The organism is Rhizobium herbae (assembly GCF_017873135.1).
Classification (GTDB): domain Bacteria; phylum Pseudomonadota; class Alphaproteobacteria; order Rhizobiales; family Rhizobiaceae; genus Pararhizobium; species Pararhizobium herbae.
Genome location: NZ_JAGGJV010000007.1, coordinates 246,829 through 273,589, shown reverse-complemented (window position 1 = coordinate 273,589; position 26,761 = coordinate 246,829). Strand labels below are relative to the sequence as shown.

The window sequence follows — 26,761 nt, the reverse complement described above, 5'->3', positions numbered from 1 at the left end:
ACGACACAGGTGTCGGCTGGCGAGGCGGAGAGTTCTCTCCCGGCCACGGCCGACCAACGATAAATCCACAAACAAGGACGACGAAGATTGAGACACGCATCCGATAATGGCTTTGCCGATCGGCGCAAAGCCGCAGCCGAAGCCAAGCAACAGCTTCTGAAGAAGTTTGCAACGGCGCCGAAGGCTGACGATCCGGAACTGGCTGCCAAGCTTGCCGAGCGGCAGGCCAATGCCGCTGCGCGCGAAGCCCGCCGCGCCGAACGCGACCGCCTGAAGCAGGAAGAAAACGAGCGTCAGCTCGCCGAAGCCGCAGCGCTGACGGCTGCCGCGGAACTCGAATCGAAAGCCGAAGCCACGGCCCGCGAAGAAGCAGCCCGTGATCGCATCGCACGCGTTGTCGCGGACGAAGCCGAACGCAAGGCCGAGCGCGACCGTCGCTATGCGGCCCGCAAGGCCCGCCAACGCTGATAAGGCGCCGTTCTGGAATGGTGAGCTGGATGAACCCATCCAGTTCCTTCCATCCTCCAGCGCTGTCCCTCAAGCCCCCTCGCCGCCTTCGGCCAGCTTCTTCTGGTCCATCGCGGTTTTCACCTGTGCCGCGGCTGCCGCAGCCGCGGACGGATCGCCGCCGGCGACCTGGACCGTCGGCGACGCGAAGACGACGCCGTTCTGGGTGAATGCCTCGCGGATCATCATATAGGCGCGGCGGCGGATCGTCGTCTGGTAACCGGGCTTGGTCATCATCGCGAAGCTCAGGTTGATGCCGTAGTCGCCGAACTGCTCGACACCCTTCATCTTCAGGGTTTCGATGATCAGCGGTCCAAGCTCCTCATCCTCGAGCAGCGCCGCGCCAACGCCCTTGACCATTTTGCGGACCTTGTTGATGTCGGTGTCGTAGCCGACCGAGATCGTGAACTTGTCGATCACCCAGTCGCGGCTCATGTTTTCGATGGCGCCGAGCGTACCGAAGGGCACGGTGAAGACCGGGCCGCGATGGTGGCGCAGCTTGACCGAGCGGATGCTGAAGGATTCGACGGTTCCCTTGTAGCTGCCGCTCTGGATGTATTCTCCCACCCGGAAGGCATCGTCCATCATGTAGAAGACGCCGCTGATCACGTCCTTGACTAGGGTCTGCGATCCAAAGCCGATCGCCACGCCGAAAATGCCGGCGCCCGCGATCAGAGGAGCGACCTGAACGCCGAGGCCGGAGAGAACCATCATCACGGCGATCAGGGCGATGACGATTGCCAGCATGGTCCGCAGGATCGGCAGCAAGGTCAGCAGCCGGCCGTTTCGCGCCGCATGGGCGGAATCTGCGGTCGAAACCCGGGCCCGTTCCAGCGTGCGGTTGATCACCGCCTTGGCGATCTGCCAGATGATATCGGCGACGAGCAGGATGATCGCGCCCGCCAGGACGCCCTGAATGATACGATCGGTCATCCCCTCGCCGGTGAACATCGACGATCGCTTGCTGATGATGAAGCCGAGCCAGACGACGGCGAGCGTGATGATGGCCGCCCGTGCGCCACGTTCGACCAGCACTTCAACAACCGGATTGCCGCTGCCCGGCACGTCGGCCTCGCCGGCGAAGGCATTCTTCGCCATCGCGGTGGTCGCCCTCAAGAGGCCCGGCAGAATGAGCGCGTAGATGCCCACCCACAGGATGACGATGAGGCCGGCCACCCAGATCGCCCAGAGCAGGCAGAGGTAAAACGTCAGAGCCCATTCCGCGGCACCCCGGCCATGCGGCCGGGCGATGGCCGCCGGCCGGTTCCAGACGGTTTCGATCGAAACGAGTAGCAGACCGAGACCGAGAGCATATCCGACCACGCCCCTGACCGCAGGCGCGATTTGAAGGGCCGCCATGACCCCGACCAGAGCCCAGCCGGCAAAAAAGATGCAGGCGAACCAGAAGATGCGTTTGTACCAGAACAGACCCGAGACGCGGTCAATCGGAACCAGGCCGGATGAAGCGTCAATATCCTTTGCGGAGGACGGTCCCAAAAGCAGGACTCTGGCGATGCGGATCACGAAACGGCAGGCAATGACACCCAGCAGCAAAGGCAGCATCAAGGCGTCCAGGAGCGGCGGCCAGGTCATCGCCATGAACAGGCCAAGGCTCGCCAGGCTGAAGGCGACCAATGGCGCCAGCAAGGCAAACAGATGACGGCCGGCGCTGTGCAGAGGATTTTCGCTTGCCCCATCCGTCCGTGCCAGTGCCGCATGCAGGCGGCTGCGGCTGCCGATGCGGTGGAACAGCCATTCCGCGCCGAGACCGATCAGAACCATCGCCAGGAAAAGCACGAACACGCCGAGCGGGCCGTGGCCGTTGATGTCGGCCGCGATGGTGCCGCCGGCGCGCATGAATTCGGAAGGCACCTGCGGAATGGCCTGCCCGAGACCACGAAGATGCTCGCGGATCTTGTTCCCCCAGGCGCTGAATTCCGTTGCGGACATGTCCGTGGAAGGCTCGGCAGCCGGTGCGGCCGCCTGATTGTTCAGCAACGCCCGAATCTCGGGATCATCGAGAAGCTTGATGAGCTGATCGACCTTTTCCGCCGATGCGGGCTGGCTGGCTGTCTGCGCCATGACAGGCTGGACGGAGCAGGCCGCAGCAACGAACGCCGCTGCCGCGACAAACCAGAACCGCAGGACCAACATCCGGATATCACAAGATTTTTTCACGCGCCGAACCCCTCAATCCACGTCGCCCCGCATGCACTTTCATGCAATTTAGAGAGTTAGACCACTGCCGGTGCACTTTGTCACCTGCCTCGGCACGACGAAATTCGCGGCGTGCCGTTTTGGATCGTTTCGCCTGATTTTCAGTTTCGGGACGTCGACGCCTGATCGTCAGCCTCTTGTCACCAGAGCAATGGCAGCTGCCAGCGTCTCGCCGGAAAAGGGCTTGACGACCAGCTGGACATTCGGTCCCGGGATCACCCCTTCGACATCGCTGTGGCCGGTGGCAAAGATCACCGGCAAGCCGGGCACCAGGGCCTTCGCCCGCTCCGCCAGCATCACGCCCGACATGTCGGGAAGACCGACATCCGTGACGAGGACATCGACGGCCCGTTCGGAGAGGATCGAAAGCGCGGTCTTGGCGTCGGCCGCTTCGAGTACGGTATGGCCCTGGTCTTCGAGCATGTCGACCGTACTCGCGCGGATCAGCCAGTCGTCCTCGCAGACGAGGATCGTCTGTTTACCGGCGGGCAGTATCCCGCCGTCAACCGCTTCCACAGTCACCTCCGCAACCGGCGGGCGCGGCGGCGCCATTGCCAGAACATGGCGGATCCGGCGGGCGAGTGCTTCGCGCGTATAGGGTTTGCTCAGCAACTCCACGCCTTCGTCGAGCCGGCCGGAATGGACGATGGAGTTCTCGGTATATCCGGAGGTGAACAGCACGCCCAGATGCGGCAGCCGTTCCTGGGCCTTGCGCGCCAGCTCCGGGCTTTTCAGCGTGCCGGGCATGACGACGTCGGTAAACAGCAGATCGATCGAGGCACCGCTTTCGATGACCGTCAGCGCGCTCTGCGCATCCCTGGCTTTCAGGACCCGGTAGCCGAGATCGGTGAGGATGGCGACGACGGTGTCACGCACGGCTTCGTCGTCCTCCACCACCAGGATGGTTTCGCTGCCGCCAGTGATGGGACCGGCATCCCTCTCGACGATCGCGTCTTCGGACTGCGTCGATCGTGGCAGATAGAGTTTGATCGTCGTGCCATGGCCAAGCTCGCTGTAGATCTTGATATGACCGCCGGACTGCTTGACGAAGCCGTAGACCATCGACAGGCCGAGCCCCGTGCCCCTGCCCTCGGGCTTGGTGGTGAAGAACGGCTCGAAGACCTTTTCCAGCGTTTCCGGCGCCATGCCCGCGCCGGTATCCGTGACGGCGAGCAGGACGTACTGTCCGGGCGGAACGTCGCTATAGGCCTCGGCATAATCGGCATCGAGAAAGGCGTTGCCGGCCTCGATCGTCAGCTTGCCGCTGCCGCCCATCGCGTCGCGGGCGTTGATGGCGAGGTTGAGGATGGCGTTCTCGACATTGCCCGGATCGATATGGGTGTTCCACAGGCCGCCGGCGACGATCGTCTCGATCTCGATCGCCTCGCCGATGGACCGGCGGAGAATATCATCCAGATTGCGCACCAGCCGGCCGATATTGACCACTTTCGGCGCAAGCGGCTGACGGCGTCCGAAGGACAGCAGTTGCGACGCGAGTTTCGATCCGCGCGCCACGCCGGCCATGGCATTCTGGATGCGCTGTTCGGCGCGGTCGTTGCCTGCCACGTCGTTGAGGAGCAGTTGAAGATTGCCGCTGACGACCTGCAGCAGATTGTTGAAATCGTGCGCCACGCCGCCGGTCAGGTTGCCGATCGATTCCATTTTCTGGCTCTGGCGCAAGGCATCCTGGGTTTGCAGCAGTTCCGAGGTGCGTGTCTCGACGCGCTGTTCCAGCGTCGCGGCCAGATCCGCAAGCGCTGCCTCGGCGATCTTTTGTTCCTGGATATCAGTGTTGGTGCCGATCCATTTCTCGATCTTGCCGGAGGTGTCGCGCAGCGATACGGCGCGGGCGATATGCCAGCGATAGGCACCGTCGTGCCGGCGTAGCCGGAACTCGGCTTCATATTGCTGCCCGGCATGACGCGCCGCCGCCCATGCTTCGGCGGCATTCTGAAGGTCGTCCGGATGAACGATGCTACCCCAGCCGTCGCCATCGAGCGCGCCTAGAGAAGCACCGCTGTAACGGTAGACGCCGTCGTTGAACCAGTCCAGCCGGCCATCCGGCAAGGCAGTCCAGACGTGATTGGGCATCGACTGCGCCAGATTGCGGAACCGCGCCTCGCTCGCGGCCACCGCCTTTTCCGCAAGCTTGCGGCTGGAAATATCGACGAAGAGCGCGGCGAACCTGTCCGGTCCCGCCTTGCGGGCCCGGACCTCGAACCAGCGATCGGCAAGGGCCGCCACCTGAATCTCGAAGATCTGCGGGACGCCCGTGTCGACCACCTGCGCATAGGTGTCGAGGACAGTATCCTCAATCCCCGGGATGACCTCGCGGACACTGCGTCCCATGGCGCTCTCGGTGGTGAGACCGGAATGTTTTTCGAAGGCAGGATTGAGTTCGATAAAACGAAAATCGTTGATCTGGCCGTTTTCGTCGCGAATGACTTCGCCGACAAAGAAACCTTCCTGCATCTGTTCGAACAGCCCGCGCCAGCGCGCCTCGCTTTCGCGGACCGCAGCCTCCGCGCATTTGCGGTCGGTAATATCGAAAGCAATGCCGATGAAGCGCCGCCTACCGCTTTCCGGGCTGGAGACCACCTCGCCACGCCGCGCGATCCAGCGGACCTCACCGGTTCGGGCATCGATCCGGCGGTATTCGACATAGTCGAGCGGATTGCTCTGACCGAGCTTGGCAGGCCCGCTCTTGGCGCGGTCATCCGGATGCAGCAGGTCGATCAGAAGCCGGTCCGTCACCACCACGTCGGGGGCAAGGCCCCAGATCCGGCGATACTCGTCCGACACGTCCAGCATACCCGTTTCCGGATACCATTCGAACGTGCCGATGCCGCCGGCTTCCTGGGCGATGCGCAGGCGCTGTTCGGTACGGACGCGCTGGGTGGTATCCTTGATGATCGCCAGCACCCCTGCCGGTACGCCGTCGTCGTCCGGCACCGGGCTGTAGTCGAGATTGAGCCAGACATCTTCCGGCAGGCCGTTGCGCTCGATGACAAGATGCTGGTCCCTGTAGCCGAGCGTTCCGCCGCCCAGGACGACCTTCAGCACATTTGCGTTGAACTCGGCAACTTCGGGCCAGTGTTCCCCGACATTCGAGCCGAGCGAAACGGGATGGCGCTGGCCGGCAAACGCGGCGTATCCGTCGTTATAGATCATGACACCGTCAGTGCCCCATAAAAGGACCATGGGCACCTTGGCGCGCAGGATGACGGCAACGATGGATTTGAGGCTTCCGGGCCAGCGAGACAGTGGTCCGATCGAGGTTTTCGCCCAGTCAAACTTGAGGATCAGCGACGCGATCTCGCCGCCCTCGGCGAGGAACGGGTATCGCATGTCGGATGCAGGCGCTTGCATGAAAACCTGAAATGAAAGAGTGAGCCTCAAGCCACGAAACCAATCGCCGGCAACAGCAAGATAGAGCGCTTTGCCCGCGCATCAATTGCGCTCCGACAAGTTTTCGCCATTTTTCGGCAAACGAAGCATGCGACGATCAGTGCCTGAAAATATTTGTCATTCAAGCGGCTTCGCATGGAACAAAATGATGCGTCGCACAATTCTCTTGCTCAGGATTTGCTGCGAGGGGATTTTCGGGAATGGATGCCAGGGTGAACCAGTTCAGGGTGGAATCCGGCGGATGGCAGAAACTGGGCGCGGTTCCGGACACGGACGGTGTGAATTTCGCGCTGTTTTCAGCCCATGCCGAACGTGTCGAGCTCTGCCTGTTCGATGACACCGGATCGATCGAGACAGCGCGCATCGAGCTACCGGAATATACCAACGAAATCTGGCACGGATATATTCCCGGCCTGAAGGCAGGCTCTCTCTACGGCTACCGGGTTCACGGCCCCTTCGATCCCCCGGGCGGGCACCGTTTCAATGCCAACAAACTGCTGATCGATCCCTATGCCCGCGAACTCGTCGGCAATGTTTCCTGGTCGAAGGCGCATTTCGGTTATGACCTTGAGAGCGCGGACAAGGATCTTTCCTTCAACGACAGCGACAGCGCGTCCGTCATGCCGAAATGCCGCGTCATCGATTCCAGCGCCTATGACTGGAAGGCCGACCGTGGTCCTGCGATACCCTGGTCCAGGACCATATTTTACGAAACCCACGTCAAGGGCTTCACCCAACTGCATCCGGCCATCCCGGAAAATGTGCGCGGGACCTTCGAAGGTCTCGGAGACAAGGCGATCGTCGATTATCTGAAAAGCATCGGGATCACGTCGGTGGAGCTTCTGCCGATCCATTTCTTCCCGGATGACAGCCACCTGATCGACAAGGGGCTGCGCAATTTCTGGGGCTACAACAGCCTGGGCTTTTTCGCCCCGGCGTCACGATACTACGGTCCGCGTGGCATGGATGGTTTGCGCGACATGGTGCGGGCGCTGCATGACGGCGGCATCGAGGTCATTCTCGACGTCGTCTACAACCATACGGCCGAAGGCAACGAACTCGGGCCGACATTGTCGCTGAAGGGGATCGACAATTTCTCCTATTACCGCACGCTGCCGGACGACCACCGCTATTACATCAACGATACCGGCACCGGAAATACCGTCAACACCTCGCATCCGCGGGTGCTGCAGATGGTGACGGATTCTCTGCGCTACTGGGTCGAAGAGATGCATGTCGACGGTTTCCGCTTCGACCTCGGCACCATCCTTGGCCGCGAGCCCGAGGGCTTCGACCAGCGCGGCGGCTTCTTCGATGCGGTGACGCAGGATCCGGTACTCTCCAGGGTCAAGCTGGTCGGCGAGCCCTGGGACATCGGCCCCGGCGGTTATCAGGTCGGCGGCTTTCCGCCGGGCTGGGCAGAATGGAACGACAAGTATCGCGACACGGTGCGCGACTACTGGAAGGACACGGACGGCACCGCTCCGGACTTTGCCACGCGTCTGCTCGGCTCCGGCGACATCTACGATCTCCGCGGCCGGCGTCCCTGGGCAAGCGTCAACTTCATCACCGCCCATGACGGATTCACGCTCAACGACCTCGTTTCCTACAACGACAAGCACAACGAGGCGAACGGCGAGGACAGCAAGGACGGACACAACGACAACCGCAGCGACAATTACGGCGTCGAAGGCGCGACCGACGACGCTGGCATCAACGCGGTCCGCGACCAGCAGAAGCGCAATTTCCTCGCCACCCTGCTGCTTTCGCACGGCACACCGATGCTGCTTGCCGGCGATGAATTCGGCCGAAGCCAGCTCGGCAACAACAACGGCTATTGCCAGGACAACGAAATCAGCTGGGTGCATTGGGAGAACCTGCCCGACAGCGCCGAAGAGCTTCGCAATTTCGTCCGGCAGCTGACGACCCTGCGCGCCGGGCAGCCGCTTCTGCGCCGCGACAGCTGGCGCGACGGCATGACCGTGACCTGGTTCAATGCCGGCGGCGGGGAGCAGACGCGAGAGCATTGGCAGGACGAAGGCGGCACGACGATCGGCGTTCATCTTGCCCGGGAGGATCTCCAGCACACCGATGGCATCTGGTCCGAAGCGCTGATCCTTTTCAATCCGCATGAAGGACCGGTTGCCTTCACCCTGCCGGCATCGCCGTCTGGCTCATGGGCCTGTGTGCTGACGACAGCGGCAATGGAAGCGGCAATGGAAGATGTAGACAGGGGCGCGGACGAGCCCGGTGTCTTTCAGATGCCGGGCCGCAGCCTTGCCCTGTTTCGGCCGGAATGATTGCGAAGAGACCAACGGAGTGAACCGGAAACAGCGTTCCCTTGCCGGCGCCGGTTACTCCGCCGCCTTTGCAGGAGCAGTCTGCAATACCCGGCGGTCGGGAATGAGCTGGGCGTAGAGCGCTGCATATTGTTCGGCGCTTCGTTCCCAGGAAAAATTGGCCTTCATGCCCTGGTTCTGCAACCGCGCCCATTTCTTCGGCTCGCGATAGGCGGCAAAGGCGCGGTGGATCGAGAAGCGCAGGTTCTCGGCCGTTGCCGGGTGGAACTGGAAGCCGGTTGCCACCCGCGCCGAAATAGCCGCGTCATTGGCATCGATGATCGTTTCCGACAGACCGCCGGTGCGCGACACCACCGGTACGGCACCATAACGCAGCGCATAGAGCTGCGTGAGGCCGCAGGGCTCGAAACGTGACGGCTGGATGATGACGTCGCAGCCGCCGTGGATGAGATGGGCGGTCGCCTCGTCATAGCCGATCCTGACGCCGATACGGCTGGGATGGCGGCCGGCCGCGGCCAGCAGCGCCGTCTCGATATGCTTCTCACCCTTGCCGAGCACGATCAGCCGGCCGCCGAGCGCGGAAATTTCCTCCGCCACTTCGGCCAGCATGTCGCCGCCCTTCTGCCAGGTCAGCCGCGTCACGGCGGCAAAGACCGGTCCCGGCCCATCGTCCAGGCGGAAGTTTTCCAGCAGCTTGGCGCGGTTCTGTCCTCTCAGCCGGATCCGCTTGTGGTCGTAGTTGACCGGCAGATAGGCGTCCGTGGCCGGATTCCAGATATCCATGTCGATGCCGTTGACGATGCCCGTCAGTGCCCGCGGCCGCGAGCTGAGCGCACCCGCCATGCCCATGCCAAGCTCCGGCGCGATCACTTCGCGCGCATAGGTGGGGCTGACGGTGGTGATGGCGCCGGCGGTGCGGATACCACCCTTCAGGTAACTGATATCGCCGTAATATTCGAGGCAATCGAGCGATACCGCTTCCGGCGGCAAACCGATCTGGCTGACGACGGAGGTCGGAAACTGCCCCTGGAACGCCAGATTGTGGATCGTCAGGACGCTCGGAACCTGTTTCGCGTTGCTGGAATACTGCATGTAGACGGAGGTCAGCGCCGTCTGCCAGTCATGGGTGTGAACAACATCGGGCGACCAGTCGGCAATCAATCCGCCCGCGATGGCCGATGCCACATAGGACAACACGGCGAAACGTTTCCAGTTGTCGGCATGATCGCGCCCCATCTCATCGAGATACGGGCCGCCAGGTCGATTGTAGAGGGCGGGGGCATCGAGGATCAGCAGATCAAGCTGCTCATACCGGGCTTCCAGCAGCGAGGCCGGGGCGCCGAAAAGGTCGGGGAAAAAATGAAGCTGCCGGGCACCGGGCAGTTTTGCAAACAGCTGCGGATATCCCGGAACGAGCGTGCGTGTGTAGCAATTGTAGCCTTCAAGGGCCTTCGGCAACGAGCCCGTCACATCGGCGAGGCCGCCGGTCTTGATCAATGGAAAAATTTCCGACGCCACCGAAAGTATCTTCACGCAGATCACATTCCTTGTACCAACGGTTAGCGGCGCCGCACAGTTTGCCCGAAGCGCGCCGTCGAATGCCATGATGTTGCAAAGTGAAGTCGATGTCCGCAGAAAAGCGCGTCGGAGACAAAAAATTTTGCGGTGCAATAAGCCGCCACGAACGACAAAAGATTTCTGCCCCGCGCTACGGTCAGAAAACCCGGGGAAAGAGGGGCGGTACCGTCCCCGCCGACGTGCCGTGCCGACGGCACGTCGAGGGTCTGAAAAATCAGGCGATCTTGCTGCGTTTCTTGGCGACCGGTTCAATCACCGCGTCGTTCTTGACCACCGAAAGCTTCGAGGTCTTGGCGGCCTTCTGCGGAGCGGCAGCGGCTTCCGCTTCCTCCGTCAATTCCCGCAAGGCCTGCTGCCAGTGCGCCTCGTGGCTGCCTTCCGGGCATCCGTCCGCCTCCCAGAGGGCGTAGGCCCGTATCCTGATGTCGTCTTCGCTGATATCCGTCATCTGCTTCTCCCTTTGCAACGTGGCCAAAGATAACTGCGACGAGAGTGCCTGGTTCCGCGTGAAAAGGTCCGCACGCAGAGTTTGTTTGCGTGGAGTTTGCGGACCGCAGAAACCGGGAATTCTACGAAGAACTATGCGCTCCCAAGTCTGCGAAAAAGACGCATCAAAAACGATTCGCACCTGATCCTACGCTCAATTGAATTGCAGGCGAAGACAATCGCAACCACAGCAGGCCGTTTTGCGCCGCCTTCTATGGAACCAAAAACGACCGGTGCCGTTATGTCCTTTGGGCTGGCTGTGGGGCCGGCATTTTTGGGAGTCTGCCATGAGAAAAATCATCCTCGCCCTAGCGCTGGTCGCGACCCCGGCCGCCGCGCAGTCGATGAAGGTCGAGGACCTGTGCGTGAAGGTGGCAAAACATCTGCTGATGACTGGCACCCTGCACACCGGCGTCGTCCAGTCCTTCCCCGAACTCAAGCCGCCGGGCGCCCGGATGACATATTCCACCCGTGACGGCGTCGAGAAGAAGGATATGGTCGATACGATAGAGTGCCAGTTCGAAAGCGCCAAGGCGCCGTTCGGCGTAACGCGCTTTTGTGTCGCAAGCACCTGCTATTCGGCGGACGAGAAGAACGCTGAAAACAAGCGCCGGTTCGACGAGGTCCGCATCCTGCTGGAGCGCGAAGGCCTGTAGCCCCAACCCCTATTGCCCGTTCCTGGTGGCCATCCAGATGACGTGACGTGCTCCGCGGCCCTTGGTGCTGGCGCGCACTGTCAGTTCCTCGACAGCAAACCCGGCGTCGCGCAGCCGGCGCGTAAAACCCGCATCCGGGGCGGACGACCAGACGGAGAGAACCCCGTTCGGACGCAGCGCCTTGCGGGCGGCGCGAAGACCGGTGACGCTGTAGAGATCATCATTCGCCCTGCGTGTCAGTCCCTCCGGCCCATTGTCGACATCGAGAAGGATCGCGTCGTAATCGCCTGAGGCCGACCGGATCAAACGGCCGACATCGCCTTCGCGGATGGCAACGCGCTCGTCATCGAGGCAGCCGGCAAACACCCCGGCCATGGGTCCGCGCGCCCAGGCGACGACGGCGGGTACGAGTTCACCCACCGTTATGCGCGCATCCCCGGGAAGAGCCGCCAGAGCCGCCCGCAATGTGAAGCCCATGCCGAGCCCGCCGATCAGCATATGCGGCCGGGCATGGCTGCGGATTCTCTCGTAGGAAAGCCGGGCGAGCGCTTCTTCCGAGCCGCTCAGTCGGCTGTTCATCAGTTCGATCGCGCCGAGCATGATGGAGAACTCGCTGCCGCGCTGCTTCAGGCGCAGTTCCCCGCCGCCATCAGGCATTGTCGCTGTGTCAATCAGGGTCCAGGGGATCACGGTCGCTTCCAATCGTCTGAAGGCGCACGCGATAGCACAAATGGGCCGCGAAAACAGCCTAGAGCGTTTGAAGATGAAACGCTCTAAAGCGTCGCCAACGCCCGGTTCGACATGGAGCCGGCATAGGCGTTGCGGATGGCGGTCTTCTTCTCCAGCGCCTCGATGATATCTTCAGAGAAATCGATCTTGTGCATGGCGGCGATTTCGGGGAGCCCGCCGGGGGTGAAGACGTTGATCTCGAGGATCTTGTCGCCGACGATGTCGAGGCCGACGAGGAACATGCCGTCCTCGATCAACTTCGGCCGAACCATTTCGGCGACCGCCAGAATATCGTCGGTGATCTTGACCGCTTCCGCCGTACCGGCGGCATGCATGTTGGAACGAACCTCGCCCTTGGCGGGAACGCGCCGGAAGGCGGCATAGACGCCGTCGCGCACCAGCGGCTTGCCGTTCATCAGGAAGAAGCGGATGTCGCCGGCCTTGGCCTCCGGCAGGTAGCCCTGGGCGATCAGGTAGCCCTCGCCGCTGACGGCCTCGAAGATCTGGTTGAGGTTGGCGTCGTCGGGTGTGGCGATCTTGAAGACGTTCTTGCCGCCGGAGCCTTGCAGCGGCTTGATGATGACGCCCTTGCGGTTGTCGGCGATGAAGGCGCGGATTTCCTCGATGCTTCTGGAGATCAGTGTCGTTGGCCGCACCGCTTCCGGAAAGCCTTGGAAATAGAGCTTGTTCTGCGCGAGCGCCAGTCCCGAGGGATCGTTGACGACGATGGCGCCCCGGTCGCCGGCAAGCCGCCCGAACATGGCGCCGATATGGGCGGCCCAGGGGCGGTCGTCGGAATCGAGCGAAGGGTCGTTGCGCAGGAAGATGACGTCGACTTCGCGAACGTCGATGGTCTGGATCGTAGCATCCTTGCCCTGGAAAGCATCGTGGAACGCCTGGGCATTCTTGTACTTTCCGGCAGGCACGGTGGTCGCCCGGACCATCAGGCTGTCATCCGGACGCAGCACGAAATCGCCGGGCGCGATATAGCAGACGTCATGTCCGCGAGCGAGCGCTGCCATCGCCAGCGCCGTCGTGCTGAAATTGGGTTCCTCGCTCTCGATTGAATTGACGAAGAATGCGACGCGCATGGTGGCTCCTAACCGATGATCATATCGAGTGGGTTCAGTCCTGCCCGCGCCTTGTCGAGGCGGGCCTGTGCTTGCGGATGTGACAGGAAGGATGGGCGGATAACGGGCGCCTTGAGCAGGCCGCGCAGGCTCAGTTCCTGCATCACCCGGAAATGCGACGCGGAGATCTTGCCCATCCAGAACGGATCGAGCGCACCGCCGGATCCGAGATGGCTGAGCAATTCCAGCAGGCCGCGCAGATAGATGGCGTCCTTGGCAAGACCACCACCGCGATACAGTCTCATGGTCAGATTGAAGGCTGCAACCGGCCCGAACCCGTGTTCGCTCGTGAGCATGGTGTAGGTCTCTTCAAACGGCCTGCCGTCCAGCATCGCCGAACAGGCGACGACCCGGGCGGCGATCAGGCGCAACCGGCCGGCCGTCATGCCGCCAGCCATGTATTCGGAAAACACGGCAAGGCCTTCCTGCATGCCTTCGTAGCCGGCGAGACCGGAGCGAAAAAGCCGAAGCCCTTGGGCGGAACCGTTGAAATAGGTGAGCAGGTGCACGCCAATCTCATGGCTCAAAAGCGCGTGGACGCGGCTTCTGGGCATCAGGGTGTGGCGCGAGATGAGCAAACGTTCGCCAGAAACCAGCATGCCCGACGGCAGGTCGTCGCGCAATTCGACCTCGGCGGCAAAGCCCTGATACTGCCGCTGGTAGTCGGCGATCATCGCGCGCGCCGCCGTTTCAACCTCGTGGCAATCCGCGGTCTTCGGATCGTACTCGCGGTCATCGCCATCGCTGGCAAGCATTGCCGTTTTCACAAGAATATCCGTGGCCGCACGGTAGAGCGACGGTTCGACCGGCCCGTAAAGCGCGCGGCTGTACTCGACGAAACGTCCGGTCTCGCGCGCCGAGATCAGCGACAGCTGCAGGTCGAGTTCCTGCTGCTTCTCGCGGTAAAGATGGTAGAGGACCGGATCCTCGAAATGGTCGAAGGCGACCGAGAAGAGTTTCCGTTTTTCCACCTCCACCTGCACCGAAAGCGGCCGATAGAGAAACTGTGGCGCGCGCTTGAACTGGTCCGCCTTGAACTCCTGCCAGGCCGCATCGGCATTGATCGGCGTCACCGCAAGCAGGAAATCGAAAGTCGATGCAACGTCGTCGATGCTTCGGTCGGCGCGGCTGACGGCATCGACGAAGGCCTTGCGGCCAAGCGCGCGATGCGTCGTCAGCTTCAGGCTTTGCGTTGCGCCGACAAAGGCCGCGAAAGCCTTCAGTCCCGCGTCAAAGACATTGGCGACCAGCCGCTCGCGCAGGTCGGGATAGATGTTTCCCGATTCCGGTTGCCGGTAGATCGGCGCAAACCGGATTGCGACAAGCGGAAATCCGGTCTGCCCGGCCAGCGCCGCCGCCTGGCGATCCGTCTTCAGTTCGAACGGCTCGACATGCGGGGTGCGGAACTTGACCTCGTGGATATCGACGCCCTCGGCCAATGCTGCTGCCGCCTCTTTGGCGGCTGACTCCCCGGTTGCGGCAATCCTGATTGCGAAGGGCGGCAGATAGGGCGCATCATCGGTGATCAGCGTGTCATGTTCGAGTTCGTCGATATCCAGCAGCATGAAGGCGCCGAACCGTGTCCGAAGGGCGTTGCCGACCGCCGCGATGATCGGCAGGGCCTCGTCGATATCGTTGGCGATGAGATAGGAGGCATGGGCGGCGGCAATGTCCCGTGCCGCGAGATTTTCCCTGCCGTGCCTGACATGCACGCAAAGGAACGGTAGCGGCCGGTCGATATGAAGGCGGCTGTCGTCGTTGAAATCCTTGCGCACCGATTTTTCCGTGCGGATGCAGTCGAGGATTTCCTCCAGCCATTCCGGACGGGCGCCCGTCGCGTTACTGTCTTTGCGGCGCGTGCTGGTCATGACCGCGCCTGCAAGGCTTCAACAAGAACCGGCAGCGACAGGCGGATCATTTCCCGCATCGCCTGGAGCGCTTCCATATCCGGTTCGCCGGTCCACTCGTCCATGAAGAATTTCTTGAACTCGATGGCGATGGCGCAACCCGTCTGTGGAAACCGCTCGTGGACGAAGCGCGTCTGTTCGCCCTTGCCCTGGAAGGCGATGTTTTCGCGCACATCCACGCGTCGGCCGCGAAATTCGAAGCTTCCCAGTTGCTCGATGAAGGGGTCGAGCACCGGTGCCCAGCGTTGGCGGTCCATGGAGGAGGTGCCAATATTGATCTGCGGCGCCTTTTCGAAGGCCATTTCCGGAGCGTCAGGCCCGTCGCGACGGTGGTTGTAGCTGTGGATGTCAAGGAGAACGAAGGTGCCGTATTGCTGTTCGAGCCCGCGCAGATAGGATTCCAGCATGGCGTAGTAGGCATCGTGCACGCGCAGCGACGCGGCGACGGAATCCGCCGGCAGTTGGTCCCTCCAGACCTTCAGTCCCCAGGCCTGCTCGGGCTTGAGATAAATCGCGCCACCGCGGGCGCGGTTGAGGTCGATCTCGAAACGGGATCGGTGAAAGATGATGCGGTTGGGCAGGTCACGAATGAAGAATTCGGTGAAGGGATCTTCTTCGCGCAGGCGTTGGTCGCCATCAAGGCCGATCAGTTCTTGCAGGTCGCCGCGGATATGATGTCCGTTGTGAATGGCCGAGCCGACGACCGGCGATGCGCCTCGATGCGCCGACCACCAATCTTCAGAATCCGAATCTACGATGACATCCTGGAAAGGGGACATGCCGTCCTTCTCGTTGACAGGCGGCGCAGGAGAGTTCGGCCGCACAGCATTTGTCTGGTTCAACGAGTAAATGACGAGGAGATGGTTTTTGTTCCGTCGAAAGGCTCGATCGCACTGAAGATCAGCCTATGAGAACTGGAACGACAGGCCGGGATTTCGACCTTATGGCGCGGCAGTTTCGAGTGTGCTGCTTGCCGGCTGGCGGAAGGAGGCGATTGCCGCCTCGCAGGCCCGCATGAACCGCATCGACGGGCCTTCGCTGCCAGTGGCGAGCTTGCTCACCTGGGCGCCCTCCATCAGCATCGAAAGCGTGTCGGACAAAAGTTCCGGTTCGCTGACCCCCGCATCGCGACAGAGCTTTTCGAGGCGGCGGCGCTGGGCCAATTTGAAGTTTTCGATCACCACATGGGCCGGATGGCCCTGTTCCTTGAGTTCGACGGCCGCGTTGGCAAGGTCGCAACCATATTTATCGTCGGCAAGACACTGTGCCCTGGCTTGAACCCAGCCCTGAAGCTGGGCCATCGGATCGTTCGGATGAGAAGCTTCCAGATGCTCCCAGAAGGCCGCGGCTTTTTCGGAAGTAAACCGCAGCGTCTCGCAAACCAGATCGTCTTTCGAGCCGAAATGACGGTAGAGCGTCATCTTGTTGGTCTCGGCCGCTTCCGCGATGGCATCGACGCCGATGCCGCGAATTCCATGTTGCCGAAACAGCTCGCAAGCCATTGAAACGATACGATCGCGCGGCGCCTGGCGCGCCTGCACACAGTCACCTTTTTCCAGCCTTATATCTGCCGGTTTCAGGCCCGATACGGATTTCGAATTTTTATTGACAAGGCTTCTTGACATAGGTGTGACCGGTCGGTAACTATTCGAATGTTACCTACTGGTAACACCGCAAGAAAACGATGTCAAGTTTAAGACACCGGCCGGGATCGCCCGCCGGAAAAGACGATGAACCCGAGGAATACCCCAATGCACCAGGCAAACAGCGATCTGACTATCACTGAGGTTCTGACAGACCCGATGATCCGTGCCGTCATGCGTGCGGATGGCGTCACGACCAATGAAATGAAAACGCTTCTCTACTCGGCCGCCAGCGCGCTTCGCCAGATGCAGCCGGGAACAGTGAGTGCCAAAAATCATACGGCCAACCTGCTCGCGGCACCGAAGCGCCGCCTGCTGTCAATGGTCCATCCCCTCGCCGCGCGCTCCGACTGCCTGCGCCTGAGCGCGTAACAAGACCAGTTCTCCCGGCGCATCCCCAACAAGAATGCGCGAGAAACCCAGCCGGATGCCTCCACCGGCTGGGTTTTTGTTTTTGGCCTCAGGCTTTTGATGTTGGGACGGGTTCAAATATCAAATCGTTCGACCGAAAACCATCCGGCGCTATGGTCTCAGCCCGTTTCGCCCCATCCGGGAGAGCATGATGACGGGAAGGATGCCGATGGCGACGATGGAGAGGGCCGCGATTGAAGCCTCCTCATAGGTGCCCCTGGCGGCTTCGCCATAGAGGCGGGTCGCAAATGTCTCGACGTTGAGCGGCCGCAGCAGCAAGGTTGCCGGAAGCTCCTTGACGCAATCCACGAAGACCAGCAGCCCGGCGGCCGTTATCGCCGCTTTCGACAGCGGCAGATGCACATAACGAAACGTGCCCGCCGCCGATTGCCCCAGGACGCGGGACGCATGATCGAAGGAAATCGGAATGCGCGCCAGTCCCGCATCGATCCCGCCGGCGGAGATAGCGAGAAACCTGACGGTATAGGCGTAGAGCAATGCGGCGCCGGAACCGATGAACAGCAAGCCCGTTGAGACGCCAAACCAGGCATGCGCCGTCCGGTCGATGAAGCGGTCGGCTGTCGCCGATACGATGAGCACGCCGATCGCAATGACCGTGCCGGGGGCGGCATAACCAAGTGTCGAAAGACGCTGAAGCCAGGAAGATGTGGTCCCGGGGCGCAGGCGGCTGGCATAGCTGACCAGCAAGCCGGCGAGAACGGTCAAGATCGTGGCGAATGTCGCAAGGACGATCGTGTTGAACGCCTCACCGAGGAAGCGTGCAGAAAGCCCGGCGAACTCCAAACGCTTCCACGCTTCGACGGCGAGATAGGTTGCAGGCGCCGCAAAGCCGACGACAATCGGCAGAAGCACCGTTATGAACAACACTAGGCCCAAGCCCGCTGACACCTGTCGCGGTTCAAAGGCGCGGTTGCGCTGCGCGCCGGTCGAATAGCGCTGTTTACCTCTCGCCCATTTCTCAAAGGCGACCAGCGTCACCACCACCAGCAGCAACGACAGGGCGATCTGGGATGCGCCAGGCAGATCCGACCGGGTAATCCAGGTGGTATAGATGGAGACGGTCAGTGTCCGCACACCGAGAAACTCGGAGGCGCCGATATCGTTGAGGGTTTCCATCAGCGCGAGGCTGACGCCGACGGCGACCGCGGGCCTCGCCAGCGGCAAGGCGACATGCCAGAACACCGCACGCCTCGAAATGCCGAGCGTTCTTGCGGCTTCGACCAAACTGGCCGACTGGGTCAGGAACATTGCCCGCGTCGGGATATAGACATAGGGGTAAAGCACGAAACCGAGAAGCAGGATGCAGCCCGTCATCGAGCGCACGTCCGGCAGGCGGAATTCCCTTGGGCTGGAGTAGCCAAGCAGCCAGCGGATGGCGCCTTGCACCGGCCCGACCGGATGCAGGATGTCGAGATAGGCATAGGCGATGATGTAAGTCGGCACCGCCAGGGGCAGCAGCAAGGCCCATTCGAGCACCCGGCGACCCGGAAAGGCATAGGCCGTGACCAGCCAGGCCGTCGTCGTGCCGAGAACGGCGGTGATCAAGCCCACACCAGAAAGAAGGATCAGCGTATCCAGCAGGGCGACAGGCAGGATGGTCGATACCAGATGCGACCATAGTCCCGCGGACCCCTGAACCGCCTGCATCACGAGCGCCAGGATCGGCAGCATGACCAGAAACGCGATAGCACCGGCGCCGATCAGCCATCTGGACCCGGCGGAGCGCCGGTAGCTGCCTTGCGCGGCGCTGGTCATCGGAGGAAATCCATCTCGTCGGCGGCGGGAAGACGCCCGCAGCACTGCGGGCGTCTTCCTGATTTCTTAGTTGTCGAAGCCGACCTTGTCGACCAGTTCGCTTGCCTGCTTACGATGGCTGACAATTTCCGTCAAAGGCTTCGGATCGATCTTCAATTCGCCGAAGGATGCGATGACCGGATCGGCTGCGGCGCCGGGCTTGACCGGATATTCGAAGTTCGCTTCGGCATAGATCTTCTGGGCCTCGTCGGAAGCGAGATATTCCAGAAGCTTCACGGCTTCGGCCTTGTTCGGCGCATGCTTGGCGACCGCTGCACCGCTGACGTTAACCTGCGTGCCGCCGTCCTTGAATGTCGGCAGGATAACCTTGATGGCGTTGCCCCACGCGGCCTGTTCTTCGCCGCCCTTGCCCGAGCGCATCAGGCCGACATAATACGAATTGGCAACGGCGATATCGCAGATGCCGCCGAGAATATCCTTGGCACCGTCACGGTCGCCGCCAGCCGCCTTGCGCGCCAGATTATCCTTGACGCCGGCAAGCCATTTTTCCGTCGCTTCAGCGCCGTAATGAGCGATGTAGTCGGCAAACAGCGCAGTGTTGTACGGATGCTGACCGGAGCGAATGCAGACCTTGCCCTTCCATTTCGGGTCGGCCAGATCCTCGTAGTTGAAGGCGGCAAGATCGAGATCCTTTGCCGCATAGATGACGCGGGCGCGCATCGACAGCGCAAACCAGTGGCCGTTCGCATCGCGCAGAAGTTCCGGAATGGCCTGCGTGAGGACAGTGGACTCGACGGGCTGCGTAATGCCTTTTTCCACGAGATCGACGAGATTTCCGGCATCGACGGTCATCAGGATATCGGCCGGCGAGCTTTCGCCCTCGGCAACGACGCGTTCGGCAAGGCCATCCTTGAGGAAGACGGTATTGACCTTCGTGCCCGTGGCGGCCGTGAAGGCATCCAGCAGAGGCTGGATCAGACCCGGCTCGCGGGTGGTGTAAATATTGAGTTCCGCTGCCGAAACGGCGCCTGTGCTAAGCAGCAAGGTCGTGGAAAACAGTACGGATTTTGCGATGCTCAACGTGTTCATGTAACCCTCCAGATGAACGATGCCACGCTGTCGAGCATTAACTGACTAAACGAGTCAAGTTATCAGGCTGATTTTACCGTAAACAATCGGATCACTGAAGCCGCCCAAACCTGCAATCTAGGCAGGAGGGAATGTCAGCCAACCGTCCGGCAGGACAGTCAGGCCGACCGCTTCCGTTCCTGGCGGCAGCCGGTTCATTGTCCGCACCTGAAGCGGTTGCTCCAAGCCATCAACCAGAACAGTAAGCTGTTCGACTTCGCCGAGGAAAACACGGCTTTTCACCCGGCCGCTGATATCACCCGCCTCGCGCGAGACCGAGATACCGCGCGGACGGATATAGAGTGTCATCGGACTGCCCTCGCCGGCATCGAGTTGCCGCGCGAACCGCCCTATTGCCGTTTCGACGTGACCATCGCGGTAAACGCCCGGCACCTTGTTGAACGCGCAGAAGAATTCCGCAGCATAGGGATTTATGGGCCTGTCGTGCAGGTCGTAGCCCGTTCCGGTCTGGACGATCCGGCCAGATTTCATCAAAACAACCCTGTCGCCCGCCGAAAGGGCCTCCTCCGGGTCGTGTGTCACCATGATGACCGTGGTGCCGAGCTTTCGCAGGAGCGAAAGCGTTTCATCGCGAACCCTGTCGCGCAGGCCGCGGTCCAAATTTGAAAACGGCTCGTCCATCAGAAGGATATCCGGCTGGGGCGCCAAAGCGCGGGCCAAGGCGGCACGCTGCTGCTCGCCGCCCGACAGCATGTGCGGATACCGCGCGCTCAGGTGCGCTATGCCGATATGCTCGAGAACATAGGCGATCCTGTCTGCCGCTTCCTGTTTCGGCCGGTCCTTGAGACCGAACAGAATGTTCTGCTCGACAGTCAAATGCGGGAAGAGTGCGTAATCCTGGAAAACGAACCCGATCCTGCGCTTCTCCGGCTCCACGAAGGTGGAGGGGCCGGACACTTCGTTTCCGTTCAGCAGGACGCGGCCGGAATCGATGGTATCGACCCCGGCGATCATTCTCAGCAGTGTCGATTTTCCGCAACCGGAACGGCCGACGAGACAGATGATCTCGCCGGGACTGATCGCCAGCGACACGACATCGAGCGCAACGGTCTGTCCAAACCTGCGGCTTACATTGCAGAGTTCAAGTGCGTAGTCTTTTGTTGCCGATATCAATTTCTTCTCGTCTTGCACTGAGCCGGAAAAACAGCTGGATTTCCGAAAGACCTACGCGTCCTGCGATAGCGCGACAAGAGCCACGATCCCATTCAGCCCGTATGGTGGTCAGACCTTGACCGCCAGTTCGGCAAAATCCTCGGTTCCGAAGAATTTCAGATAACGCTCGACCTCCGATGGTTCGCCGGTCGCCTTGCGTGGATTGTCCGAGAGCTTGACGGCCGGCCGTCCGTTCGCATCGCTGACCTTGCAGACGATGGAAATCGGATTGAGCCCGCTGATTTCCGTCGGCGCGCAGCCGGCGAAATCGTTGGTGAGATTGGTACCCCAGCCGAAGCTCATCCGCACCCGGCCCTGGAAATGCCGGTAGGTCTTAAGGATGGTTTCGGCATCGAGGCCATCCGAGAAGATGAGCAGCTTTTCCTTCGGATCGCGGCCCATCTTCTTCCACCACGCGATGATCTTCTCCCCGCCTTCGATCGGCGGTGCACTGTCCGGGCGAAAACCCGTCCAGTCGGCAACCCAGTCCGGCGCATTGCGCAGAAAAGCTGCCGTGCCGAAAGCATCCGGCAACACGATCAAAAGGTTGCCGCCATAAAGCTGGTTCCAGTCCTGCAAAACCTTGTATGGAGCATCACCCAGTTCCTGGTCGCTGCGCGCAAGGGCGGCCGCGACCATCGGCAGTTCGTGCGCATTGGTGCCGAGCGCTTCAAGATCGGTGTCCATGGCCAGAAGCACGTTGCTCGTGCCAGAGAACGATTTGCCGATGCCTTCCTTCAACGCCTCGACGCACCAGCGCTGCCACAGGAAGCTGTGGCGGCGGCGCGTGCCGAAATCGGAGATACGCAGGTCCGGATAGACCCTGAGCTGCTCGACCTTCGACCACATCTTGGCTTTCGCGCGGGCGTAGAGCACGTCAAGGGCAAAAGGCCCCATGTCCTTCATCGCCGTGCGCGAGCGCAGCTCGTTGACGATCGCCAGCGCAGGGATTTCCCACATGCTGGTGTGGGTCCATTTGCCGGGGAAGGTCAGCTCGTACTGACCATGCTTGCGGGAAAGCTCATAGTCCGGAAGCTGAAAATCGGCGAGCCAGGCAAGGAAATCCGGCGCGAAAATCTGCTTTCGGCCGTAGAAAGTGTTACCCGCGAGCCAGATCATTTCCTTCTTGGTGAAACGCAGGCCCCGCACGTAATCGAGTTGCTCGCGCAGTTCCTGCTCATCGATCTCGTCGGTCAGAAGTACGGTCTTGGTGCGGTTGATCACCGAGAAGGTGGCATCGACTTCCGGATAGAGCCGCCAGATCATCTGCAGCATCAGGAGCTTGTAGAAATCCGTGTCGAGCAGGCTGCGCACGACCGGATCAAGCTTCCAGGCATTGTTGTAGACCCGGCGAGCGATGTCCGTCTTGGTCATGAAAAATCTCCCCCGCTCCGGCACTGACTGCGCATGTGTGGTTCACCCCGCAGTCATGACACGGCATTCGACCCCGCCGCAACAGGCTGACGCAACAAAGCAAATCCGCGAAAGCAGAAAGCCTGGCTCGCCGCATGAGAGTAGACCGCCTATATCACATTATCACATATAAAAATCACAAAGTATCACTAAGGAGGTTGAAATTTTCAGAAGCGCCGTTATTTTGACCGTATGACAAAGACCAAACGAGCAGTTCGATGAAGCCTGAAGACCGGCGTCAGAAGATCATGGATATCCTGATGGAAACGGGTTCGGCCTCGGTCGAGGATCTCGCTGGCCGGTTCGGCGTCAGCAAGATGACCGTGCACCGCGATCTCGACGATCTCGAACAGGCCGGCCTTCTGCGCAAGGTACATGGGGGTGCCTCGATCCAGTCGAGTCCGCAATTCGAGAGCGATTTCCGCTATCGCGAAAAGATCGCGGCGGAAGAAAAGCGGCGGCTGGCGCAGCATGCCGCGACGCTGATCGAGCCCGGCCAGATCATCATCATCGACGACGGCTCGACGGCCGGCGGCCTGGCGGACCATCTCAAGGATATCCGGCCGCTGACAGTCATCACCAACAATCTCGGCGTGATCAACAAGCTTGCGCCGGTGGCCGGCATCGACGTCATCTCGCTCGGCGGCCAGTACTCGAAGAAGTTCAACGGCTTTTTCGGCATCACCACCGAAGAGGCCCTGCGCTCGCTCAGGGCCGACGCGGCCTTCCTGTCGAGCTCGGCCATCCACGGCGCATCCGCCTTCCATCAGGACCAGGAAGTCGTGCAGACCAAGCGGCAGATGATGAAATCGGCGGCACGCACCTATCTGCTCGTCGATCACGGCAAGTTCGGCAAATCCGCCCTGCACTTCCTGACCGGGCTCGAGGGGTTTGACGCGGTTCTGACCGGCGCGGAGATCGACCCTGTCTATGAAACGGATCTCAGGGAAGCAGGCATCAAACTTCAGAAAATTGGCGGGAAAACCGCGGAGGAAACAGCATGACAGAGACGTCCGCCTGGGTTGGAACCAGCTGGAAGATGAACAAGACGCTCGCCGAGGCGATGATCTTTGCCGATGGACTGGCCGAGGCCGACGCGGCGCGCGACAGCCGCGTCCAGCGCTTCGTCATCCCGCCGTTCACAGCCGTCCGCCAGGTCAAGGACCGGCTTGCAGACACCAGCGTCAAGGTCGGCGCACAGAACATGCATTGGGACGATGCGGGTGCGTGGACCGGCGAAGTCTCGCCGGTGATGCTCACGGACTGCAACCTCGATATTGTCGAACTCGGCCATAGCGAGCGGCGCGAACATTTTGGCGAGACGGACCGCACAGTGGGGCTGAAGACGGCGGCGGCTGTGAAGCACGGTCTTGTCCCGCTCATCTGCATCGGCGAGACGCTGGCCGAACGCGAGGCAGGCCAGGCCGACGCCGTTCTCAAGCGGCAGATCGAGGGTGCCCTGGCTCTGCTCGAAGGCGCCGACAAGGCAAAGCCCGTGCTTCTCGCCTACGAGCCGGTCTGGGCGATCGGCGTCAACGGCATTCCGGCCTCCGCCGACTATGCCGACGAGCGCCATGCGTTGATCGCGCAATGGGCGAGCGCGGTCCTCGGCATTGCCGTGCCCGTCCTCTATGGCGGCAGCGTCAATCCCGGCAATTGCGAGGAACTGATCGCCAAACCGCATATCGACGGCCTGTTCATCGGCCGCTCGGCCTGGGATGTGGCCGGCTATCTCGACATCCTGAAGCACGTCTCCTCTACACTTTGAAAAACACCGTCAACGGAAGGAAACAGTCATGAAAATCGCAATCGGCGCCGATAGCGCAGGCAAGCCGCTTCTCGACGTCATCGAAGCCCATCTTGCCACCAAGAGCGGCCTGGAGGTCAGCAATCTCAGCCAGTCCGGCTTCTATGCGGACTTGTCAAAGGGATTGGCCGAAACCATCGTCAGCGGCCAGAACGACCGCGGTATCCTGATCTGCGGCACGGGCATCGGCGTCTCGATCTCCGCCAACAAGGTGCCGGGCATCCGCGCGGCGCTCACCCACGACACCTATTCGGCCGAGCGCGCCGCCAAGTCCAACAATGCCCAGATCATCACCATGGGCGCACGCGTCATCGGGCCGGAACTGGCCAAAGCCATCGTCGACAAGTGGCTGGAATCCGAATTCGATCCGAACGGCTCGTCGGCCGGCAACGTCCAGGCGATCGACCGGCTCGACGCCGGCAAATGATCCTCTGATCGAAGACCTTCCGCAGGCTATGGAGATCCTCCCTCATCTCCTGCAGAGCGACGCCCGGCGAAAATGCCGGGCGTTTTCGTTAGAGCCCTTGGAAAGGCCTCGCCCCCCACCTGCTGTCCGCCGGATCGGACTGAGGCGCCGCAAAGCGGCCTCTTCGCATCACAGCACGAAATATCCCTTCGACAGCGAGATCGCATCATCCAGGTGAATGGCGAAATCGACCTTCTTGTCGCCGTTGGTGTCGCCGTAGACATAGGTGTCAGAGGCCTGCTTGCTATACCGGAGTTCGCCGGCCTTGCCGGTGAATGCTGCCGTGCCCAGGTACTTGAATGCCTGATTGCCGGAGGCGGCCTCATTTGCGTCGATGGCCGACAGGTCGATCCGGTCGCCGCCGGTGCCCGAAAAATCGAATATCGTGTCGCGTCCGGCAGCGGCAACCGTGGTGTCGGCCAGCGTCTTGAAGACGAAAGTGTCCGCGCCCGCTCCGCCTGTCAGATCGTCGGCCCCGAGCCCGCTGTAGAGCGTGTCGTTGCCTGCACCGGCCGACAGGATATCGTCGCCGGCACCGCCGCTGAGCAGGTTGACGGATGTATCGCCATAAAGCTTGTCGGCGTGGCTTGAGCCCGTCAGCCGCTCGATCGACACATAGGCATCGCCCTTGGCATCGCCGGTATTGACGGCGGCATTTGCGAGGCTTGCCGTGACACCTGCCGTGGCGCCGGAATAGGTCGCGGTATCGGTGCCCGCGCCGCCGTCGAGCTTGTCCGCACCCTTGCCGCCGTTCAGGGTGTCGTTGCCGGCCTCGCCGAACAACTGGTCGCTGCCAGCATAACCATAAATCCCGTCATTGCCGGCGCCGCCGAGGATCTTGTCCGCGCCGATCCCGCCCTTCAGCGTCTCGGCGGCAGATGTGCCGGCGATGGTTTCGAGTACGTCCGTCACGCCGATGGCGAAGGTCTTCGTCGTCGTGTTGCCGGCCGGATCGGAGACCTGGACGGTGATCGTGTCGCTCTGCAGCGCCTCGTAGTTGAGCGCCTTGGCGACCTGAAGCTTGTTGCCCGACAGCTTGAACAGGCCGCCCGCCGTGTCCGTCAGCTTGTAGGTGAGCGTCTTGCCTTCCGGATCGACCGCCGACAGCGTGCCGATCGTGGTGCCGACAGCCGAATTCTCCGCGACGGTTGCCTTCGATAGCGCCAGCGAGGTCGGCGCCTTGTCGGACCAGGTCGTCAGGTCGATCGTGCCGTCGGAGAACTTCGCCGTCTCGATGTTTTTCAGCGTGTCCTTGCCATCCTTGCCGGCGCGGTTGTCCTGGACCGTGATGCTGCCGTCGGCATTCTTCGTCAATGTGTAGTTCGCCTTCGTACCGGAAAAGACCGCGGTATCGGAGCCGCCCTTGCCGTCAAAGACATCGTTGCCGCCATTGCCGCGCACGGTATCGCCAAACTGGGTGCCGCTGTATTTATCGGCGCCGGTCGAGCCGACGATATTATGCGCCTCGGCCCACAGGAATGCTTCCAGCGGAGCCGGATTGGAGGTGCCGCCTCCGTCATGGTCGCCGCCCATCAGGCCGTAGATCACGTCGTGGAGATCGCCTTTGACGCCGTAAGGATTGGAGATGTTGAGCCCGCTGATCTCGATCGGCGTCGTGACATTGGTGATATGGCCGTTCTCCTCCTGGTCGAAAGAGCCGTCAGCTTCATTGTAGCTGTCCCCGAGCGTCGACAGGCGCACCGTCGTCAGTGTCCCGCTCAGCGTGTGGTCGTTGAAATAGTAGTTGAAATCCTCGCCATCGAGGATGATGGCCTTGGTGTCGCTTTCCTGGCCTTCGACCACCTTGTCGAGCAGCACGATCTCGTCGCCCTCGAACGTGCTGGCGCCACCCAGAATATATGGCCATCCCGTCGGCACCAGCTCTGAGAAATAGCTGGTGAATTCCGTGTTGAAATCGACGCCGGCGGAAGAGCCGATCTCGGCGGTCAGGGTGATGGTGATGGTCATCTCGTCAGTCCTTGTCGTTGGGCGCGCCCGTCTTGCGGGTGTCGCTTGCAGCCATGGC

The 26,761-nt window shown here is 61.5% G+C and carries 21 protein-coding genes; 7 read left to right on the top strand and 14 right to left on the bottom strand.

The annotated features are described in order from the left end of the window. Window positions 1-87 precede the first annotated feature (87 nt). Window positions 88-468 carry a DUF6481 family protein gene (locus J2Z75_RS20100; RefSeq protein ID WP_209854546.1) on the top strand — a complete coding sequence of 127 codons (381 nt, stop codon included), beginning with the start codon at window positions 88-90 and terminating at the stop codon, window positions 466-468. 69 nt (window positions 469-537) lie between these two features. On the opposite strand, the gene J2Z75_RS20095 is transcribed toward J2Z75_RS20100, so the two are convergent. Together J2Z75_RS20095 and J2Z75_RS20090 are read right to left on the bottom strand one after the other, a co-directional pair. Beyond that, complete coding sequence (locus J2Z75_RS20095; RefSeq protein ID WP_209854545.1) at window positions 538-2,661, bottom strand: mechanosensitive ion channel family protein; 2,124 nt, start codon at window positions 2,659-2,661, stop codon at window positions 538-540. A 192-nt stretch (window positions 2,662-2,853) separates the two neighbouring features. Continuing rightward, window positions 2,854-6,093, bottom strand: coding sequence for a PAS domain S-box protein (locus tag J2Z75_RS20090; RefSeq protein ID WP_234937458.1), 3,240 nt, complete (start codon window positions 6,091-6,093; stop codon window positions 2,854-2,856). Window positions 6,094-6,332: 239 nt separating this feature from the next. On the opposite strand from J2Z75_RS20090, the gene glgX reads away from it, so the two are divergent. Continuing rightward, complete coding sequence (gene glgX, locus J2Z75_RS20085) at window positions 6,333-8,432, top strand: glycogen debranching protein GlgX (RefSeq protein WP_209854544.1); 2,100 nt, start codon at window positions 6,333-6,335, stop codon at window positions 8,430-8,432. Window positions 8,433-8,486: 54 nt separating this feature from the next. Here glgX and glgA read toward each other — a convergent pair whose 3' ends face one another. Then, on the bottom strand, window positions 8,487-9,965 hold the full coding sequence (gene glgA / locus J2Z75_RS20080) for a glycogen synthase GlgA (protein WP_209854543.1): 1,479 nt from the start codon (window positions 9,963-9,965) through the stop codon (window positions 8,487-8,489). A gap of 259 nt (window positions 9,966-10,224) precedes the next feature. Beyond that, complete coding sequence (locus J2Z75_RS20075) at window positions 10,225-10,458, bottom strand: DUF2934 domain-containing protein (RefSeq protein WP_209854542.1); 234 nt, start codon at window positions 10,456-10,458, stop codon at window positions 10,225-10,227. A gap of 325 nt (window positions 10,459-10,783) precedes the next feature. Here J2Z75_RS20075 and J2Z75_RS20070 point away from each other — a divergent pair, with 325 nt between their 5' ends. Then, window positions 10,784-11,152: a hypothetical protein gene (locus tag J2Z75_RS20070; RefSeq protein ID WP_209854541.1), complete on the top strand. Its 369-nt coding sequence runs from the start codon at window positions 10,784-10,786 to the stop codon at window positions 11,150-11,152. A 9-nt stretch (window positions 11,153-11,161) separates the two neighbouring features. Here the strand turns inward: J2Z75_RS20070 and J2Z75_RS20065 are convergent, their stop codons facing one another. From J2Z75_RS20065 to J2Z75_RS20045, 5 genes are all read right to left on the bottom strand, one after another. Continuing rightward, window positions 11,162-11,809: a polyamine aminopropyltransferase gene (locus J2Z75_RS20065; protein ID WP_234937475.1), complete on the bottom strand. Its 648-nt coding sequence runs from the start codon at window positions 11,807-11,809 to the stop codon at window positions 11,162-11,164. 116 nt (window positions 11,810-11,925) lie between these two features. Beyond that, window positions 11,926-12,972 carry a glutathione synthetase gene (locus J2Z75_RS20060; RefSeq protein ID WP_209854539.1) on the bottom strand — a complete coding sequence of 349 codons (1,047 nt, stop codon included), beginning with the start codon at window positions 12,970-12,972 and terminating at the stop codon, window positions 11,926-11,928. 8 nt (window positions 12,973-12,980) lie between these two features. Beyond that, window positions 12,981-14,879, bottom strand: coding sequence for a flavohemoglobin expression-modulating QEGLA motif protein (locus J2Z75_RS20055; RefSeq protein WP_209854538.1), 1,899 nt, complete (start codon window positions 14,877-14,879; stop codon window positions 12,981-12,983). Further along, complete coding sequence (locus J2Z75_RS20050; protein ID WP_209854537.1) at window positions 14,876-15,697, bottom strand: N-formylglutamate amidohydrolase; 822 nt, start codon at window positions 15,695-15,697, stop codon at window positions 14,876-14,878. The genes J2Z75_RS20055 and J2Z75_RS20050 overlap by 4 nt, the downstream gene beginning before the upstream one ends. Window positions 15,698-15,859: 162 nt before the next feature. After that, a complete protein-coding gene (locus J2Z75_RS20045) occupies window positions 15,860-16,543 on the bottom strand; it encodes a TetR/AcrR family transcriptional regulator (RefSeq protein WP_209854536.1) in 684 nt (227 codons plus the stop codon). Window positions 16,544-16,669: 126 nt separating this feature from the next. Here J2Z75_RS20045 and J2Z75_RS20040 point away from each other — a divergent pair, with 126 nt between their 5' ends. Further along, window positions 16,670-16,933 carry a hypothetical protein gene (locus tag J2Z75_RS20040; RefSeq protein ID WP_209854652.1) on the top strand — a complete coding sequence of 88 codons (264 nt, stop codon included), beginning with the start codon at window positions 16,670-16,672 and terminating at the stop codon, window positions 16,931-16,933. Between the two features lie 150 nt (window positions 16,934-17,083). On the opposite strand, the gene J2Z75_RS20035 is transcribed toward J2Z75_RS20040, so the two are convergent. The 4 genes from J2Z75_RS20035 to pncB form a co-directional block, all read right to left on the bottom strand. Then, a complete protein-coding gene (locus tag J2Z75_RS20035; RefSeq protein WP_234937474.1) occupies window positions 17,084-18,664 on the bottom strand; it encodes an ABC transporter permease in 1,581 nt (526 codons plus the stop codon). Window positions 18,665-18,814: 150 nt separating this feature from the next. Further along, window positions 18,815-19,837, bottom strand: coding sequence for a Fe(3+) ABC transporter substrate-binding protein (locus tag J2Z75_RS20030; RefSeq protein WP_209854534.1), 1,023 nt, complete (start codon window positions 19,835-19,837; stop codon window positions 18,815-18,817). Between the two features lie 117 nt (window positions 19,838-19,954). Then, entirely contained in the window at window positions 19,955-21,010 is a 1,056-nt protein-coding gene (locus J2Z75_RS20025; RefSeq protein ID WP_234937456.1) for an ABC transporter ATP-binding protein, read from the bottom strand. A gap of 108 nt (window positions 21,011-21,118) precedes the next feature. Next, window positions 21,119-22,423: a nicotinate phosphoribosyltransferase gene (gene pncB, locus J2Z75_RS20020; RefSeq protein ID WP_209854533.1), complete on the bottom strand. Its 1,305-nt coding sequence runs from the start codon at window positions 22,421-22,423 to the stop codon at window positions 21,119-21,121. Between the two features lie 257 nt (window positions 22,424-22,680). Here pncB and J2Z75_RS20015 point away from each other — a divergent pair, with 257 nt between their 5' ends. From J2Z75_RS20015 to derI, 3 genes are read left to right on the top strand one after another with little or no spacing between them, the layout of a single operon-like run. Continuing rightward, window positions 22,681-23,466: a DeoR/GlpR family DNA-binding transcription regulator gene (locus J2Z75_RS20015; protein WP_209854532.1), complete on the top strand. Its 786-nt coding sequence runs from the start codon at window positions 22,681-22,683 to the stop codon at window positions 23,464-23,466. Beyond that, window positions 23,463-24,230, top strand: a complete 768-nt coding sequence (locus J2Z75_RS20010; RefSeq protein ID WP_209854531.1) for a triose-phosphate isomerase — start codon at window positions 23,463-23,465, stop codon at window positions 24,228-24,230. Before J2Z75_RS20015 ends, J2Z75_RS20010 begins: the two co-directional genes overlap by 4 nt. 28 nt (window positions 24,231-24,258) lie before the next feature. Then, complete coding sequence (gene derI / locus J2Z75_RS20005; RefSeq protein ID WP_209854530.1) at window positions 24,259-24,696, top strand: D-erythrulose-4-phosphate isomerase; 438 nt, start codon at window positions 24,259-24,261, stop codon at window positions 24,694-24,696. A gap of 168 nt (window positions 24,697-24,864) precedes the next feature. Here the strand turns inward: derI and J2Z75_RS29615 are convergent, their stop codons facing one another. After that, window positions 24,865-26,703 carry a calcium-binding protein gene (locus J2Z75_RS29615; RefSeq protein WP_327791280.1) on the bottom strand — a complete coding sequence of 613 codons (1,839 nt, stop codon included), beginning with the start codon at window positions 26,701-26,703 and terminating at the stop codon, window positions 24,865-24,867. Window positions 26,704-26,761: the final 58 nt, after the last annotated feature.

Bases quoted from the DNA above. Each gene is read 5' to 3' on its own strand.
- J2Z75_RS20095 (WP_209854545.1), bottom strand. From the start codon at position 2,661: ATGTTGGTCCTGCGGTTCTGGTTTGTCGCGGCAGCGGCGTTCGTTGCT.
- J2Z75_RS20090 (WP_234937458.1), bottom strand. From the start codon at position 6,093: ATGCAAGCGCCTGCATCCGACATGCGATACCCGTTCCTCGCCGAGGGC.
- glgX (WP_209854544.1), top strand. From the start codon at position 6,333: ATGGATGCCAGGGTGAACCAGTTCAGGGTGGAATCCGGCGGATGGCAG.
- J2Z75_RS20075 (WP_209854542.1), bottom strand. From the start codon at position 10,458: ATGACGGATATCAGCGAAGACGACATCAGGATACGGGCCTACGCCCTC.
- J2Z75_RS20070 (WP_209854541.1), top strand. From the start codon at position 10,784: ATGAGAAAAATCATCCTCGCCCTAGCGCTGGTCGCGACCCCGGCCGCC.
- J2Z75_RS20065 (WP_234937475.1), bottom strand. From the start codon at position 11,809: ATGCCTGATGGCGGCGGGGAACTGCGCCTGAAGCAGCGCGGCAGCGAG.
- J2Z75_RS20060 (WP_209854539.1), bottom strand. From the start codon at position 12,972: ATGCGCGTCGCATTCTTCGTCAATTCAATCGAGAGCGAGGAACCCAAT.
- J2Z75_RS20055 (WP_209854538.1), bottom strand. From the start codon at position 14,879: ATGACCAGCACGCGCCGCAAAGACAGTAACGCGACGGGCGCCCGTCCG.
- J2Z75_RS20050 (WP_209854537.1), bottom strand. From the start codon at position 15,697: ATGTCCCCTTTCCAGGATGTCATCGTAGATTCGGATTCTGAAGATTGG.
- J2Z75_RS20045 (WP_209854536.1), bottom strand. From the start codon at position 16,543: ATGTCAAGAAGCCTTGTCAATAAAAATTCGAAATCCGTATCGGGCCTG.
- J2Z75_RS20040 (WP_209854652.1), top strand. From the start codon at position 16,670: ATGCACCAGGCAAACAGCGATCTGACTATCACTGAGGTTCTGACAGAC.
- J2Z75_RS20035 (WP_234937474.1), bottom strand. From the start codon at position 18,664: ATGCTGCCGATCCTGGCGCTCGTGATGCAGGCGGTTCAGGGGTCCGCG.
- J2Z75_RS20030 (WP_209854534.1), bottom strand. From the start codon at position 19,837: ATGAACACGTTGAGCATCGCAAAATCCGTACTGTTTTCCACGACCTTG.
- pncB (WP_209854533.1), bottom strand. From the start codon at position 22,423: ATGACCAAGACGGACATCGCTCGCCGGGTCTACAACAATGCCTGGAAG.
- J2Z75_RS20015 (WP_209854532.1), top strand. From the start codon at position 22,681: ATGAAGCCTGAAGACCGGCGTCAGAAGATCATGGATATCCTGATGGAA.
- J2Z75_RS20010 (WP_209854531.1), top strand. From the start codon at position 23,463: ATGACAGAGACGTCCGCCTGGGTTGGAACCAGCTGGAAGATGAACAAG.
- derI (WP_209854530.1), top strand. From the start codon at position 24,259: ATGAAAATCGCAATCGGCGCCGATAGCGCAGGCAAGCCGCTTCTCGAC.
- J2Z75_RS29615 (WP_327791280.1), bottom strand. From the start codon at position 26,703: ATGACCATCACCATCACCCTGACCGCCGAGATCGGCTCTTCCGCCGGC.